This is a genomic window from Psychrobacter sp. DM4 (assembly GCF_051307035.1).
Classification (GTDB): Bacteria; Pseudomonadota; Gammaproteobacteria; order Pseudomonadales; family Moraxellaceae; genus Psychrobacter.
On the sequence record NZ_CP195536.1, the window covers coordinates 999,963 to 1,017,300 of the forward strand.

The 17,338-nt window shown below is 44.6% G+C and carries 9 protein-coding genes; 7 read left to right on the forward strand and 2 right to left on the reverse strand.

What is annotated here, in order from left to right; genetic code table 11:
- Positions 1 to 130 precede the first annotated feature (130 nt).
- The gene (locus ACR64G_RS04440) at positions 131 to 1,462 is read right to left on the reverse strand and encodes an MFS transporter (protein WP_435980316.1); all 1,332 of its coding nucleotides are present in this window, start codon (positions 1,460 to 1,462) and stop codon (positions 131 to 133) included.
- A 445-nt stretch (positions 1,463 to 1,907) separates the two neighbouring features.
- On the opposite strand from ACR64G_RS04440, the gene ACR64G_RS04445 reads away from it, so the two are divergent.
- Together ACR64G_RS04445 and ACR64G_RS04450 are read left to right on the forward strand one after the other, a co-directional pair.
- A complete protein-coding gene (locus ACR64G_RS04445; RefSeq protein ID WP_435980317.1) occupies positions 1,908 to 5,318 on the forward strand; it encodes an autotransporter assembly complex protein TamA in 3,411 nt (1,136 codons plus the stop codon).
- Positions 5,319 to 5,388: 70 nt separating this feature from the next.
- Entirely contained in the window at positions 5,389 to 10,389 is a 5,001-nt protein-coding gene (locus ACR64G_RS04450; RefSeq protein ID WP_435980318.1) for a translocation/assembly module TamB domain-containing protein, read from the forward strand.
- 74 nt (positions 10,390 to 10,463) lie between these two features.
- On the opposite strand, the gene hemP is transcribed toward ACR64G_RS04450, so the two are convergent.
- Positions 10,464 to 10,628, reverse strand: a complete 165-nt coding sequence (gene hemP, locus ACR64G_RS04455; RefSeq protein WP_435980319.1) for a hemin uptake protein HemP — start codon at positions 10,626 to 10,628, stop codon at positions 10,464 to 10,466.
- Between the two features lie 195 nt (positions 10,629 to 10,823).
- Between hemP and ACR64G_RS04460 the strand changes: the two genes are divergently transcribed.
- The 5 genes from ACR64G_RS04460 (at position 10,824) to proB (ending at position 17,298) form a co-directional block, all read left to right on the forward strand.
- A complete protein-coding gene (locus ACR64G_RS04460; RefSeq protein WP_435980320.1) occupies positions 10,824 to 11,258 on the forward strand; it encodes a (deoxy)nucleoside triphosphate pyrophosphohydrolase in 435 nt (144 codons plus the stop codon).
- Positions 11,259 to 11,800: 542 nt separating this feature from the next.
- Positions 11,801 to 12,859, forward strand: coding sequence for a lipocalin family protein (locus ACR64G_RS04465; protein WP_435980321.1), 1,059 nt, complete (start codon positions 11,801 to 11,803; stop codon positions 12,857 to 12,859).
- A 285-nt stretch (positions 12,860 to 13,144) separates the two neighbouring features.
- Positions 13,145 to 14,590 carry a glyceraldehyde-3-phosphate dehydrogenase gene (locus ACR64G_RS04470; RefSeq protein WP_435980322.1) on the forward strand — a complete coding sequence of 482 codons (1,446 nt, stop codon included), beginning with the start codon at positions 13,145 to 13,147 and terminating at the stop codon, positions 14,588 to 14,590.
- Between the two features lie 179 nt (positions 14,591 to 14,769).
- Positions 14,770 to 15,978 carry an Obg family GTPase CgtA gene (cgtA, locus tag ACR64G_RS04475; RefSeq protein WP_435980323.1) on the forward strand — a complete coding sequence of 403 codons (1,209 nt, stop codon included), beginning with the start codon at positions 14,770 to 14,772 and terminating at the stop codon, positions 15,976 to 15,978.
- Positions 15,979 to 16,125: 147 nt separating this feature from the next.
- The gene (gene proB / locus ACR64G_RS04480; protein WP_435980324.1) at positions 16,126 to 17,298 is read left to right on the forward strand and encodes a glutamate 5-kinase; all 1,173 of its coding nucleotides are present in this window, start codon (positions 16,126 to 16,128) and stop codon (positions 17,296 to 17,298) included.
- Positions 17,299 to 17,338 lie beyond the last annotated feature (40 nt).

The following is a 17,338-nucleotide window of genomic DNA, read 5'->3' on the forward strand; positions in this document are numbered from 1 at the left end:
ATAACAGATTCTATCAGTACCGTATGCTTGTTGTCACTACTATCACTATCTGACATACGGTCCTAAAATAACCATGTATTAACAATAAGATATTGAGGATGATCACTCGGTGTTTATCTTATATTGATAACTAAATCATAGGTTCGTCGTTGGTCTGCATAACCGCGTTTTTGATATGTTTGTTGAGCTTAGTGTACAAAAAGACGCCAAAGACAATATTGAGTAGTCCTGTGACCAAGAACAGCTGCGGTAATGACATTTTGACTACGTTCAGCACGACGATAGCGAAGATGGCCGAGCTGACCATAAATATAGCATTGAAGATATTATTAGCGCCGACGATGCGCGCACGATGGCTTTTTGGGGCATAGGCTTGCATAGACGCATATAACGGCACGATATATAAGCCGCCACTGAACCCCAAAAAGAACAAATCAACAAAGACGCGCCAGCTACCAGGTATGCCAAGCAAGTCACTAATACCAAACAGTATCGATCCACCTGAGGGAATATTCATGCCTGAGAGCGAAAAATACAAATCAATAGCAAAGACACTGAGCCCTGCAATACCAAAAGGCAGCAGGCGTAAACTAACTTGATTTTTGGTCAAGCTTTTGCATAACAGTGACCCAATAGCGACACCGACAGAAAACAGCGTCAATAAGAAAATAACAACAGACTCATTACCGAACAAGATAACTTTGCTAAATTCAGGCGTTTGGGTCAAAAATGTTGCGCCATAAAACCAAAACCAACTATTGCCCAAAATCACAAAAAACAAAAAGGGCAATGAATACAAATAGCGCACTGTTGCTAGGCTAGTGGTAAAAATATTCCAGTTGATCTTCAGCTCAGGCTGCATGGCAGGAGTCTCTGGAATAGAGCGCGATGCCAAGTAACCCAAGACGGCGACCAGTACGACTGTTGCGCTAATCCAGTATAGGGACTGCGGCAGCTGCGTGAGTAATCCTGCGACGATCATACCGATCAAAATAGCCAAAGAGGTGCCCATCTGAAACAAACCATTGGCACCAACCAGCTCATCCTCCTTCATCGCTTGTGGCAGATAGGCATACTTGATCGGACCAAAAAACGTCGAATGTGTACCCATCAAAAACAGCGCGACAAACAAAAGCGTATACCACTCAAACACGAAGCCTACGGCGGCTACTGTCATAATAGTAATCTCTAAAACTTTAGTTAAGCGCGTGAGCTTTGATTTTTCGTACTTATCCGCGATCTGACCTGCTAATGCCGAAAACAAAAAGTAGGGCAATATAAACAGCATAGCTGCCAAGTTGTTCAAGATACTAACCTCAACGCCGATTTGACTGGCAGCGGTATAGGTCAAGACTAATATTAGAGCCTGTTTAAACACATTGTCATTGAACGCACCCAAGAACTGGGTAAAAAACATAGCGCTAAAGCGGCGACGCTTAAAGAGTTGAAACTGGTTTGCCATGAATGTTCCTACAAATGATGCGCCTGATTAGGGAATAATAGAGGCGTGAAAGGTTGAGGCATAGCTTTACGCTGCTGTATATAGTCTTTATTACCTAGACATTGAGTCTGTATTACAGATACAGAAACTAGTATAGATCATTGAAGCGAGAGACATCGACGCTATACAAATATCAATGGTATCAAAAACTTATCAGAATATAAGATAGGATTTATCACTATTAGGTCGTATAATAGCAAGGCTTTGCCAAAAAATACATGCGCTAGATGCTATGATTGAATAATTAACTGCGCTATGATTTGTAAGTTTTGCTCTATTAGCATGAACGCGTGTACATCGACTCATCGTCAGTTTTAGACATTTTTAATGTTATCCCTCTTTTAGTTTACTAGTCTCTTTTGTTTATTAGTATTACGTACGCCGCGTGAGGCGACAGGAAAAATGTATGTTAAGACATCAGCCTTTAGCGCCTCATCATCTCCCCCCCAAACGCTCCTCTGTTCAGTTCACTCGAACGGCGCTATTTAGTGCCTTGGCTGCAAGTTTAGTAGGTTTTGGTATCGCGCCTGCGCAGGCGGCCGAGTCAACTTCTAACACAAACTCGTCTATGGCAGCGGCTGAAGACGCGCAACTCGATAGAGCGCTAGAAGCCTTGCGATTGCAACAAGAAGCTGAGCAAGGAGAGGTTGATCAATCGGTACTGACAGAGTTCAATCGTCGTAATGCTGCCAATACTAATAATGACGCGCCGCCGCAATCTGCAGACACAGCAACTACCAGTGATTCTAACAATGCACTTGATATTTCTGACAGCATTTTTGATAACAGTGATATGTCGCCGACATCCAATGAGTTATTAGAGCAACAAGCCGCTAGTGTACAACAGCAGGGTTATCAGATGATGACGCCTGAGCAGATCGAAAGAGAGCTTGCTGCGCTAGACGCGCCAATGGATATGATAAATGGCGCTAGTACTGGTAGCGCGAATAGTGACGGCATTAACAGTCGCAACTTTGACACTGATTTTGATGCGCCTGTGGCTACCTTAGACAGTACTCGTGCGCCCGTTGGTTTCGATACCGAACTCGATGCAGCCAATCTCCCTACACCGACCAATCTTGATACGCTTAACCGAGAAGAGAGCGCCGCTGACCGCGCCAAGACGGCTGAGATTTTGGCAAGGCCAATTAATGTTAGCGATGCTGTAGGTAGTGGCCGCGTTGATGCAAGAGACGATATTACCCAGCAGACTAATCCTGAGCGCATGCTGGCAAACCAAGACGGCAATCGGGTGACTGGCGCTAACAATACTATTGCTGAGGTAACAGAAGAAGCGCGTACGGGTCAATTACTTGAGACCATCGATAATCAAACTGACGATTTAAATCCTGACGACTATTTACCTGACTATCAGGCAGCCACTGAAACCGAAGCTGTCAGCGAGAGTATAGTACAAGCTGATGCAAATAAGCCAAAAGCGCTTAGTTCAGGTAACTTTATCAAGCGTACTTACAACCGCTTGTTCAATGGAGGCGTATCTGGATTGCCGCATATCGAGACGACAGTCTACTTACAACAAGGCTCTGATACTCTACAAGGGGGCAGTACCTCGCCCAGACTGATTGAGGCGGATGAAGATATTCAGCCTATCAACAATATCAAAGCGGCGCTCGATGACACTACTGTACAATCGGTGGTTGATTTTACAGCAGCCTTGCCGCGTCTGCGTCAGAGTGCTCTAGATGCTGCAAAGGCAGTAGGGTATTATGATGTGGTTTTGAGTTTGCGCCAGCCTAGCCCCGACCGTATAGACGTTATCATCGAACGATTAGGAGAGCCTGTACGTGTAGACAATCGTATCGTTGAGGTTCGCGGTGAAGGAATAGATCTTCCGGAGTTTCAGGCTCTACAAGATGAGCTACCTCCCAAAGAGGGCGATATATTTAATCATCGCGTCTACAAAAGTAGTAAAGCCGCTCTTGAAGCTCTGAGTAGCACTTATGGCTATTTTGATCAGTATTGGCTGAACAAATCTGTTGATATTATCTTGCCTGACAATACCGCTGATGTCTCACTAGTCTATGATACGGGTGAGCGCTACGAGTTCGATGAGGTAATATTTTTCACTTATGATAAAGAGTCGGGCACTCTAACTCGTGACCCCGATAAATTGCCTGTTGAGCTATCACTGCTCAGGCAACTATATAATTTCCGCGAAGGCGATCCGTTCTATCGCCCCGATATCACCAAATTCAGTAACGATTTATCGGCGACTCGCTATTTCAACACGGTCAACGTCGAGTCAATTCTACCGCCAGATGAGCGGACGCAGAATAGCACCTTAGCTTTTGATAATGCGCCTACGACTGACGGTAGCCTAGATAACAACGGCTTAGATAATGATGTCGATAGCGATAACAATAGTGCTGGTAATGAGGGTAGCGTGTTAAATGCTGGCAGTAATAACAGTGAAGATACTGCCAATTCTGACGGCGTAGGTTCTGAGAGTATGAACGCGGGTAGTGGAGCAACGGTCGATGAAGAGGATATCGCGCCTATTGAGTTCGAAGTTGATGAACAAACCAATGAAAAACTACAAGCGATTAAACAAAAAGCTGAGCGCTTAACGCAGTTGCCAAATGATCGTGTTTTAGATGAAAAAGAAGAAAAAGCTGAAAACATCTTGGGCAAGATAAGTGATTCGTTTAGCAATATCGTCGAAAAAGTATTCCCTGATGACAAAAGTGTGCTCGAGGATGAGAACTTCGTGCCACCAACGCTTGCTGGACGTATTGCTCCTGAGCAAGTGTTAGAGACTAAAAAAGTGCCTTTGTATGTCTTTGTGTCATCCGAAAATCCGCGTGATGCTGAAGTTGGTATTGGTTATGGCACTGATACTGGTGTGCGCGCCACCGCAAGAATAGACTATAACCTGATCAATCGTCAGGGATATCAGGCAGGGGCTGAGGTCGAGTACTCGCGAATCACTAAAAACGCGACGATATACGGTAGCAGACCTTGGAAGCATCCTCTCAATGACAAGCTTGAGGCGCGCCTAACTTATGAAGAAGAAGTCATCGACCAAGGTGAAGGCAACTTTGATCTATCAACCAGAACACTAAAGGCGGCTCTAGCGCGCAACATTCGCCGCGAAAATGGTTGGAATCGCAGTTATTTTGTCAAATATCGTTTAGATGAATTGGAGACGGGTGTAAATGATGCGGATTTAGAAGATTTGCCCATTCGCTTTATCTCCTCAAAACCGACGCAGGAAGCTCTGCTATTTGGTTACGGCATCAACAAAACAGATGTGGATAATGTGTTAAATCCGACGCGCGGTTTGCGCCAGTATTATAGTATCGAAGCAGGATCTGAAGATGTGCTAAGCGATACAGATATGGCCATCATCAAAGCTGGGGTCAGCGGGCTCTATAGCTTTGGAGAGGATGACAAACATCAACTACTCGGCCGCTTCAATACTGGCTATATTTGGGCAGATAATTTTGAAGGCGTGCCTTATAAGCTGCGTTTTTTTGCAGGTGGTGACCAGAGTATTCGCGGTTATGATTATGAGAGCCTATCTCCTCTTAGAAACGGTTATTTGACTGGTGGACAAGTACTAGCGGTAGGTAGTGCTGAATACAACTACGAGTTTAGACCCGGCTTTCGAGGAGCGCTATTTACCGATATCGGTAACGCTTATGATACCGATTTTGACACTGAAACCAAAGTTGGGGTTGGCGTTGGTATCCGCTGGGCGTCCCCTGTCGGCGTAGTACGCGTTGATGTCGCCGCAGGCGTGACAGAGGACAGTGTTCCCGTTAGACTACATTTCTTTATTGGCTCACCGCTATAGTGGTATTGATCTACCCTCATAAATTTATTAGTAGCCTTAACTATGACCTTATCTAACGCAGTTGACTTTCATGTTGCCTAAAAATTCTCAGCCTAGTAATTTTCAGCCCAAGGATCCCTCAGAAGATCCAGCTCAAAGAGATGCTCGTGCAGTACGGCACTGGTATCCTTTATCGTTTCTGCTCAAATTACTGATACTGATCTTGATCGTATTTGTGCTTATGTTTGCTGTTTTCTTTTATATGGCAGGTACGGAGTCTGGCACTAAGTTCTTATTAGAAAAAATCAGCGCAGAAACAGGCATTGAGTTGACTTATGGCAGTGGTAATTTGCGCGATGGTATCTGGGTCAATGATATCGATATCAAAGCCAATGAAGACCTTGAAATACTCGTAGACAAAGCTTATGTCAAAATAGGCTGGCGGGCTATATTTGCAAAAGAAGTGCATTTGCGTGACGCTGATATCCAAACGATAGAAATCATCAACAATAAGCCGCCAACGGGCGAGCCGTTCGACTACAAAACTCTTCAATTACCAGTCAATCTACGCTTTGATCAGGCAAAAATCAAAAACATTATCTACAAGCAAGTGACAAAAGACCCGATCACTATCCATGACATTACGGCGCGCGATTTGACATGGGTAGATACTCTGGTAACTGTAGGTCGTGGCGACTTGCGTTATGCTGATATTGTCAAAGTCAATGCGCTACAAGGCGAGATTGATCTTCAAGGCGACTATCCTTTAGATCTATCTGCTATCGTTGAGGTAAGCGCACTCGAAAAAGCCTACGTCGATCCGCTTAATGTAACGGCAACAGGTAGCCTAAAGCGTACTGTGGGCCGCGTGCGTAGTCGTTATAACGATAGCGACGTCAGTGGTGATTTTGTCGTACAGGGTCTGGATAAAGACGCTCCGTTCCAAGCCAAATTGCAATGGGATGACCTCTTGCTCCCTTATGCCGAAGAGCAAAACATCCATCTCAAAAGCGGTATTGCGACTGCAAGCGGCGTCATCTCTGAGATACGTCTGCGTATCAATACGGAGCTGAGCGCAAAAGACATTCCGTCAGGACGTTACCAAGGACGCGCCATCGTCGCTAATAGTCAACTGCGTATTGATCGCTTGGATGCTGATGTGCCAGCAGGACGTTTAACGGTACAAGGTATCTTGGACTGGAAAGACAGTTTTGATGCCAAGATACGCGCAAGCGGTAGCAATTTTGACATCCGCCGTGCTATTCCAGAGCAGTACGCAGACTTCAAAGCTTATGCTCCCCAAAAACTCAATGGCCGCTTGTCACTACATTTTCAGCAGCGAAATATCAGTAACAATTTGGAGGTGGATATTGATTTGCGTCAGCGCGATGGCGAGCACGTTAATGCTAATATCGTTCGCGGCAAGACATCAGCGAAATCCAAACAAGCAGCGCCTTTATACATCGATGCCAGTTGGCAGAACCTAACGCGCCGCGATGTCCCTAATATCGGTAATATCGATAGCCCGTATGGCCGCGCTAATGTCATCGTACGTGGCTCCGTGCTCTCTGTTGACGCCAATGCCATGATCAATGAGCTAAACGTAGCACCAAAAGGCAACTATGATGTACGCCTGCGCAAAAATGGTAATACTATTGATCTCAATCGTATCAACTACAACGGTATCGTTGGTGACCTGTCTGGCAATGGTCAGATACAGCTAGCAACCACGCAGCGTCCGCTAACGTGGCAGGTTGATGCACGTACCAACGGCCTACTGCCTAAACAATATCGCAGCGACTTGCCACTTGAACGTCTCACAGGGAATCTTAGCGCGCGTGGTCGCCTGATTAATATCACCAAAAACGGGGTTAAAGGTCAGCGCCATATTATCAGTCTAAATAACACTGATCTCCAAGCCACCCTTGACGCCTCACAAGACAATCGCCGTATCGGTATTAGTGGCGGCGGTGATGCCAGTATAGATTTGGTTGGTGGTGAGCTATCGGTATTTGATGCGCGCTTCGATGGTCAGATTGATACCAAAGACGTACCTAAAGGTCGTCTATCTATAGATGCTGCAGGTACGCCGAAACTGATTAACATCCGTAAGCTTAATTATGCAGGCGAGGCAGGTTCGGTTAATGCCAAAGGCGTCATAGATCTACGTAATAATATTGACTGGACAGTGACCGGTCGTTTTGATGACTTTAATCTAGGTTATTTCTTACCGAATAATCCGGCGATTCTTACGGGCGATCTCAACACTAGCGGACAGTGGCAACCTGCCAATCAAAACAATGCTAAGGGCAAGTTACAACGTTTTGCGATTAATTTTGATGGTGTGCTCGACGCCGAGCAGCTACCTGCCGGCAAGCTGATGATTGAGGCTAGTGGCGACTCACAAGTGATCAAAATAAAACGCTTTAGTCATGTGGGCGCAGCAGGCAGCATTAGTGCCAATGGTACTGTCGATGTGCGACGAGGCGTTGCATGGGACATTAATGCGGTTATGAATCGCTTTAATTTGGGGTATTTTCTAAAAGATACGCCAAGTGTCATTACAGGTACGATTAATACCGATGGGCGCTGGAGTGATACCGAGCAGATCGTCAATATCGATAAAATAGATCTTAGCGGCATGCTCAAAGGCCAACCGCTTAGCGCCAAAGGTAGCTTGAGTGCCAGGCTGAATTTACCAAAAGATATAACGAGTTACTTTGAGCGCCTGCAAAACCAAGATGCCGAAACCCAATATCAGCAAGTTAACGCCCTAATTGAGAATTTGAATGCTAATAATTTAGTGCTGCGTTGGGGTGATAATTATCTTACCGCTAATGGCAATGCCAAACAACTACAGGCCAAGATTAACATTACAAGCCTCGATCAGCTCTCAGATCAGCTTAGCGGTAAAGTATCTGGCGGTGCAACATTATCGCAACCAGCAGGACAGGCGCTACCGACCATCTATGTTGATTTGGTTGGTGAGCGTATTGCTCTTCCTGGATTTATTTTGCGTCAGGGTCGTATACGCGGCAAGCTGGTCAATCTTGCTAATAGTCCGAGCCAATTCATTATCAGTGCTGAAGGCTTAGATGCTGCGGGTCAAAGTTTCAAGCAAGTCAACGCAACCTTTAATGGTACTGAGCAGGCGCATATCGTCAACTTAGGTATCGCTAATGAGCAAATCGAAGTTGCCGCACGTATTAAGGGCGGTTTTGATCGCAATCAGCTTAGATGGTCAGGTGCTATTGGTAAAGGTCAAGTCAAGTCACAATATGCAACGCTCAATCAGCTGCAACCTGCGCAACTGGTTGTCGATTTGCCACGTGAACAAAATGGCAGCAGTCGCGATCTAAAAGTTCAGCTAGCAGCGCACTGTTGGCAAGCCGCAGATCAGACTGGCAAGCTGTGTTTACGTGAAAATCTAGTTGCCTCGCCAGATAGTGGTCAGGTTAATCTAGCGCTTCAAAAGCTAGACACGTCTTTGCTGTCAGTGTTTTTACCCAAAGATATAGATTGGCAAGGTCAAATCAATGGCAAGGCTATTATCGGCTGGCAGCGCGGTAAACCCCCAACGATCAACACGACCTTGTACTCAGACAACGGTAAAATTGGTCTGATGCAAGATGGAGATTCAGCGCCTGTAGTCCTGCCGTATGAGCGTGTATCCTTGATTGCCTTGTCTGTACCTGAAGGCATCAAACTGCGCACTGATATCAATACAGGGCGCGGCGCGCGCGGTTATGCTGAAGTGGTCGTCGACCCTTATAAAACGCCCAAACCTATCTCTGGGGCACTAGTATTAAATGAGCTCAATCTAGCGGTGTTTAAACCTTTCTTCCCAGGTATGCGCGTCCTCGAAGGTAATATGACCATGGCAGGCGGCCTTGGTGGTACCTTGAGCAAGCCGCAATTTTATGGTGATGTCAAGCTAGTAGATGGCCGCGTAGCTATGCTCGATCTGCCGGTTAATCTATCGCGAATTAATGCCTCAGCTAAGATACGCGGGACTCAGGCAACTATCGATGGTAGGTTCAATAGTGGGACAGGCACGGGTACGCTGACAGGGACTATCGATTGGCGTCAAAAGTTACAAGCTAAGCTAAGTGTCGTAGGTGAGCGTCTAGTCTTGACTCAGCCGCCACTATTACTCGCTGAAATCAACCCAGATATTGATATTATCGTGCGTCCAAGTGATCGCTATGTCAATATTCAGGGCGCTATCAGTGTACCGTCGGCGACGATTCGTCCACCAGAGGCAAGCGAAGATATCATTACACAAAGCGAAGATGTGGTTGTACTCGATAGACGTCTGATTGGCAACATTGATGAAGTATTAGCGATATCCAAGCCTTGGTCTATTAATGCTGATATCGGTATTGACTTGGGCGATGACATCAACTTCCGTGGCTTTGGTGCGGTCATTCCATTAGCGGGCGCTTTGAACATCACCCAAAATGGCACGGGCGTCATGCGTGCTAAAGGTGTGGTACAAGTAGCGCGCCGTACCGCGATTGATGCTTTTGGGCAGAATCTAGAGCTCAACTATGGTCAAGTGCGCTTTAATGGCGATGTCATGAAGCCCAACCTTAGCATTGAGGCCGTCAAAATCATTGACGATAGTACAGTAGGGGTACGAGTGACGGGTACGACTGAGAACCCAAATATCGTAGTCTTCAACGATGCAGGGCTCACGCAGCAGCAAGCGATGAACGCCTTAGTGACGGGTCGTATCAATAACGGTAGCGCCACTCAAATCAGTGAGCAGGGCTTTAAGTCTCAAGTGACCAATAACTTAGCGGCAGCTGGTCTGAACTTTGGACTCGGTGGTACGCGTGGCTTTACCAATCAGATAGGTCAAGCGTTTGGTTTTCAGAGTCTGACGGTAGATGCTTCAGGTAGTAGTGAGGACACCAATATTAATGTCACAGGTTATGTAACACCTGACTTGTACATTCGCTACGGCGTCGGTGTTTTCAACGCTCAAAATAGTCTCTCAGCTCGTTATCAGTTAACGCGCCGCATTTATGTAGAGGCGACCTCAGCTGCCGAAAATGCTGTTGACGTGGTCTATAGCTGGCAATTTTAGTCAAGTACATTGACGACTTTTTTGAGAATAATAAAAAACGCCTTATCTGAAGGTGTTTTTTATTATAAGGACTATTATTTGGTCAAAATTAAACGATTATTACGGGTTAAGCGCAGACGATACTCTTCGCCTTCATGTTCAATACGTACCTCTTTAGTCAACGCAAACAGATGCTCTGATTGTAGCGTCGGTAGACGATTCTCAGGGTTACTTAGATATCGAGATAAACTTATAGTCATAATTATTCTCCTTACATTTGAATAATGACAGCAGTTTAATGTGCCACTATATTAATTTTACTAACGATAATGATTATCATTTATATGATAAACTATTGCAAGTGCTGTTTGTCACCAGCAATTATTATTATCAGCATCTGCTGTACCCAAAATAGTATATATTTGCTCATGAATGACTATAAAAAAGGATCAAAAATGTCTCAGCATAGTGCCGCAATACCTTCTTCAATTAATGTCGCTATCGCCGTCATTCACTACCAAAACTGGTATCTACTTGGGTTTCGTCATTCCTCTCAACATCAAGGCAACTTATACGAGTTTATTGGTGGCAAGATAGAATCCAATGAAACCGCTCAAAGTGCGTTAATCCGAGAAGTGAATGAAGAGGTGGGAATAGACCTTAGTCAAAATTCAATAACTAAACTGGGACTCATCACTCATGATTATGGTGAGAAGACGGTGTGTTTGCATACTTATAATGTAGAGTTGACGCCCGCTCAATATGGGCATCACAAGTTACAAAAACAGGGTCTAGAGGGTCAGTCGTTATCTTGGGTGACAAAATCTCAGCTATTAGCAGCAGAGTATCCGTTGCCTTCTGCTAATAAAGAGATATTGTCTTGGTTGTAGATAGCGTACGAGTCTAAATACTCTCTTAAACGTTACAAACGGGATTTTAATACTTGGATAAACATAGAACAATGACAGTAGACACATAAGCGGTATGTTGATTACTGAGCATTGATAAAGAGTGAGTTTACAAAGACATAGCAATAGGGGTTTTAGTTCAAATAAGCGTTGAAGTTGTTTGTTTCAGATGATCCAAGAACATTATATGAATGAGTATGATTTACAAACCGTTGCTTTTTCCTACATAGCAACACTACAGTTAACATGATGATATCAATATTATGATCTCAATATAAAAGACACCGAACAGCAAAGTTACTTAAACTCAAAATGACTTCAGATGACTCCAAATTTGAATTATAACATTCAATGCTAGCTCGACAAGTCAACTTATCTTTAACTATTTATCTTTGGCTATTAGGCCTTGTACTCACTAGATGTTTATTTATATAAGATAATGACTACACAAGACACAACGTTATAAAACTTAAAGTGTAGATGAATGAATGAGCATTCGATTTACTATTTACATAGGTATACCCATGACAACTAATGAATCATTTCAGTCAGAATGGACGGACTCAGCAGTGTCTAGTTCTCACTCTCAAAACGATGAGTTGTTCTATCATAATAACACTGACACAAATTGTGCTAGCAGTCATAGTGCTAGCAACGACGATGAATACAAGAGCGATCATTCACTCTATAAGTCTACAGAATTACCCTCAGTAGAGGACTATCTACAAGCAGAGCAGTCGTCTGTTGAAAATATGATTTTAGAAGAGGATTCTGTAAGTATTAGTATTTATGATACCTATCTTAAAAGTGACAATCTATCTGACGATTATTTATTGGATGAGTCTGCTACTACAAGAGATAACCAAGCTGGTACAGATGCCACTAGTCAAAAACCTCAGCCCCAAATACCAGAAAGGGTATTCATGAACGGACTTATCAAGCATACTACCATTGCGCTGGTTATTATTGTTCCACTAGCAGTACTCTCTGCCTACGCAGCGCCCACGACTGTACCTGATGAAAAAGTAAATTCAACGTTTTCAGTTTTGCCAGTGACGCCTAACGATATCATCTACAAGTCTACTACGACTCCAACGACTGTAGATAAGGTTGATTTGGCAAAGTATAGTGGCAAGTGGTATGAGATAGGGCGTATGCCTCTGTTCTTTCAACGCAACTGTGCTCGTGATGTGACAGCAACTTATGCAGGAAAAACTGACAGCTCTGACATTAGCGTCGTTAATGAATGTATCGCTGCAGATGGCGAGGTTATTCGTAGCGAAGGTTTGGCTATGCCTGTTGATGCTACAGGCAGTCAGTTGAAGGTGACTTTTTTGCCCTCGTGGATTCGCTGGTTGCCTATAGGCCGCGGTGATTATTGGGTTCTGGCTCGTGACAATCAGTATCAAACTGCCTTGGTCGGCACGCCTGACAAGAGCAACTTATGGCTGTTGGCTCGTACTCCTGATATCTCTCAGCAAACCTATTCTAAGTATCGTCAGATTGCGCAGCAACAAGGTTATGACTTAAAAGAGTTCACTTTGACTCCGCAAACCAACCAAAGCGTAAACTTGGTACCTTAGTTAAAAGCATTAGACAACGGTATATCGTTATACCCAATAATGTTTTATGAAGACAGCAACTACGGCTGTCTTTGTCTGTTTAGCGCCTTTTGCACATAATACGGCTCAAAAATGATATAAAAGCGAGTAGTCTGGTTTTGACTGGCAAAAAAAGGTGTTTTAGGCTAAAATCATTTCCATCAAATTGTATCGCCAGCACTAGCTAGAGCTATAAAATTTCATATAAACACTTAGCGTATTATTTTTCGTACTAGAATACCCATTTATAATTTACTGACCATAAGGATGTTTCTCGTGAGCCAAGCCGCTACCTTACGCCAACTACATCAAGACCGCCTAAACAATTACAATGAGCAAGAGCAGCAAGCTATTGAGCTTATGGGCCTGCTAAATAAACTCTACAATGAGCAGGACATCCAAATTACCTTATTTGGAGAGACTTTGGATGCAGGCTCTGTCGGTAGTATATTGGCATTGCATCAAAATGCTGAAACGCGTGGATCAGAGTCAAAGTCCATCGATATCAAAGACACTCTGGCTATGGTCAAACAGATCGCTGCCACTGACAATGTTCAAACTGTGCGTATCGATGTTGGTCAGCTGATTATCAATAACAGCGACGTCACAGCGGCGCTAGCGTCATTGAGCCAAGATAAGAGCGCAAAAAACGAAGCGACTGATATTGTGCTCTACGGGTTTGGTCGTATTGGTCGTATTCTGACACGCTTATTACTATCACAAGCATCAAGTGCCAAAGGCTTACAGCTCAAAGCGATTGTTGTGCGTCCTGCGGCCGCTGGAGATTTAGCCAAACGCGCCTCTTTACTAGAGCGCGACTCTATTCATGGCGGGTTTTTGGGTGCTATTAGTGTCGACGAGGTCAATAACGGTATCATTATTAATGGCCGTTTTGTGCAAATTATCTATGCTAATGACCCAAGTGAGATTGATTATACCGCTTATGGTATCGATAACGCGGTAGTGATTGACAATACAGGTAAGTGGAAAGACGAAGCAGGATTAGGTAAGCACTTGGCATCAAAAGGCGTGCAAAAAGTGTTATTGACTGCGCCTGCTGGCGGCGAAATCAAAAACGTCGTATACGGTGTCAATAACGATACTATCGGCGATGATACTATTGTAAGTGCTGCAAGCTGTACGACTAATGCGATTACCCCGTCACTCAAAGTAATCAATGATGAGTATGGTATCGAGAATGGTCACGTAGAAACTATTCACTCCTTTACCAATGATCAAAACCTCATTGATAATTATCATAAAGCAGATCGCCGTGGTCGTAGTGCGGTACTCAATATGGTGATGACTAGCACGGGCGCTGCCAAAGCAGTGGGCAAAGCCTTACCAGAGCTTGACGGCAAATTGACAGGTAATGCTATTCGTGTGCCAACTCCAAATGTGAGTCTGGCGATATTGAACTTAAATCTGAAAACTGCGCCAAAAGATGCTGATGCTTTAAATAAGTATATGCGTCAAATGGCCAACGGCAGCACGTGGCAGTTACAGATTGCTTATACCGATTCAACTGAAGCGGTATCAACAGATTTTGTTGGTACTACGCATGTTGGTATCCTCGATGCACAAGCGACTATCGTCACTGACAATCATGCTACTGTCTATATCTGGTATGACAATGAAGTTGGCTATAGCACGCAAGTACTGCGCTTAGCAACACAGATGGCAGGTATCAGCTACTCACAGATACCAGCTTAAACCAAAAGCTCAATGATTCGGTATGAACCATACTTAAGCATCCGATAGTCCAGCTGATTATCGGATGTTATTGTTATAAAGGTTAGTATAAAATACTCGATTGTAACTCAGCCTTGAGAGCACCTTGGCATCGATAGCATTTTAGTCTAGCCCCTAATATGCACCATAAGGATTTAAAAATGCGATTTATAGATGAAGCCGTCGTAACGGTAAAAGCGGGTGACGGTGGTAACGGAATCGCCAGTTTTCGAAGAGAAAAGTACGTACCGCGCGGTGGTCCTGATGGCGGTGATGGGGGCAGTGGCGGTGACGTCTACGTGATAGCTAGCGACAACACCAATACTTTAGTGGATTATCGTTATACTCGCCGCTATGATGCAATGCGCGGTGAAAATGGTCATAGCCGTAATTGTTCAGGTAAAGGCTCTGATGAGATCTTATTACCGGTGCCAATTGGTACCACCATCATCGATACCGAAACCGATGAGGTCATTGGTGATCTCATCGAAATTGATCAAAAAATATTGGTTGCCAAAGGTGGCGATGGCGGTCTTGGTAATACGCATTTTAAGAGCTCAACCAACCAAGCACCGCGCAAAGCAACCTCAGGTTTTGAAGGTGAGCTCAAGGTTTTGAAATTTGAGCTCAAAGTTGTGGCTGATGTTGGTTTAGTTGGTTTGCCCAATGCTGGCAAGTCTACCTTTATACGTCAGGTCTCTGCTGCCACACCAAAAGTTGCGGATTATCCTTTTACTACTTTAGTGCCTAATTTAGGTGTCGTCGATATCGGTCGTCATCGCTCGTTTGTGATGGCAGATATACCAGGGCTGATTGAGGGCGCATCAGAAGGTGCAGGACTAGGTATTCGGTTCTTAAAGCATGTGGCGCGTACTCGCCGATTATTACATCTAGTAGATATCAAACCTATCGATGGTAGTGATCCGGTTCACAATGCTAAAGTTATTTTCAATGAGCTTGAGCGTTTCTCCCCAGAGTTGGCAAATTTGCCACAGATTTTAGTGTTGAATAAGATTGATCAAGTGATTGATGAAAGCGAACTTAATGAGCTGTGTACTCATATAGTAGCTGAGCTTGGCTGGACAGGTATTGTGTTTCGCACCTCAACGCTAACAGGAGAAGGGGTGGACGCCGTTAAGTATCACTTGATGAATGAGATTGAGCGTGAGCGTGAGCGTGAACTAGAAGATCCAATATTCGCTGATGCGCAAAAAGAGCGTTTTGAGCGTTTAGAGGTAGAGGTGCGCCGCAATACCGAGGCACAGCGTGAAGCTTACCGCGCGGCTAGAAAAGCGCAGCGTGAAGGTATAGATCTAGATGATGATAGCGACGATGACGATCATGACGTCGAAGTGGTCTATGTACCTTAGATCTATAAAGCGCGGCTCTTTTGAGTATCGCTTTTTGAGGCATGTGCTTTAAGTCTAAGCGCGCCCTTACATCCTTTTATTCCCATTAGTACCTTTTATTCTTATTAGTACTTTGATTAATAGCTACTTTAATTAACAGGAGTTTTTATGGCAGTTGACAACCAAGACACGACCGAAGAAGCTAGATTCATTCAGCAAACTCGTAACTTCGACATCAAACGCGTGATTGTCAAAATTGGCTCGTCGCTATTGACTAACAATGGACGAGGGCTTGACCGAACTGCCATATACGAATGGGCAAAACAAATTGCAAAGCTACATAACCAAGGTACAGAAGTACTGTTAGTGTCCTCAGGTGCGGTCGCTGAAGGTGTGGTACGTATGAATTTGGAGGAGCGCCCAAAGAAGCTAGCAGCTCTACAAGCTTGCGCTTCTATTGGTCAGATGGGCTTGATTGAGACATGGTGGTCGGCGCTTATTCAACACGGTGTACAGAGCTCACAGTTACTATTGACTCATGATGATTTATCCAATCGTCGCCGCTATCTCAATACAACAGGCGCACTAACGCAGCTACTTGAGTGGCGCGTGCTACCCGTTATCAACGAAAATGATACGATTACAGTAGACGAGATCAAGTTTGGTGATAACGATACTTTGGGCGCTATGGCTGCAGCTATGATTAACGCCGACCTTTATATTATTTTGACCGATCAAGATGGTGTTTTTACGGATAATCCACGCGATAATCCTAATGCTAGAATGATTCACCAAGAGCGCGCCATGGCCGATTACTTGTTCGATATTGCTGGCGATGGTGGCAAGCTTGGACGCGGTGGTATGCTTACCAAGATCCGTGCAGGTCGCCTAGCGGCTATGGGCGGTTGTCCGACAGTTATCGTCAGCGGCGCTATCGAAAACGTCATTACTCGTGTGGTATCTGGCGAGGCAATTGGTACTTTACTTACCACTAACGACGCGGACAAAATCATCGCGCGTAAACAGTGGATTGCAGCGCATCTGCGTATGTCAGGTAGTCTCATCGTTGACGATGGCGCAGCCAAAGCCTTGACACAGAACAACAGTAGTCTATTACCCGTAGGTGTGGTCGAAGTACGCGGCGGTTTTGATGAAGGCGATGTGGTTGAGATTATTAATCAAGCTACAGGCGAGCGTATAGCGGTTGGACAAGTGAACTTTTCTTCTAATGAGGCGCGTCGCGTCGCCCGTGAGCGTACCGAAAAGTTCGATAAAATTTTGGGTACTAGCGAGGAGCGAGTAGTCATGGTACATCGTGACAACCTGGCTTTATCTATGTAGCGTTATCAGCGTACTTAGTAACCCTTTTATAATTATACCA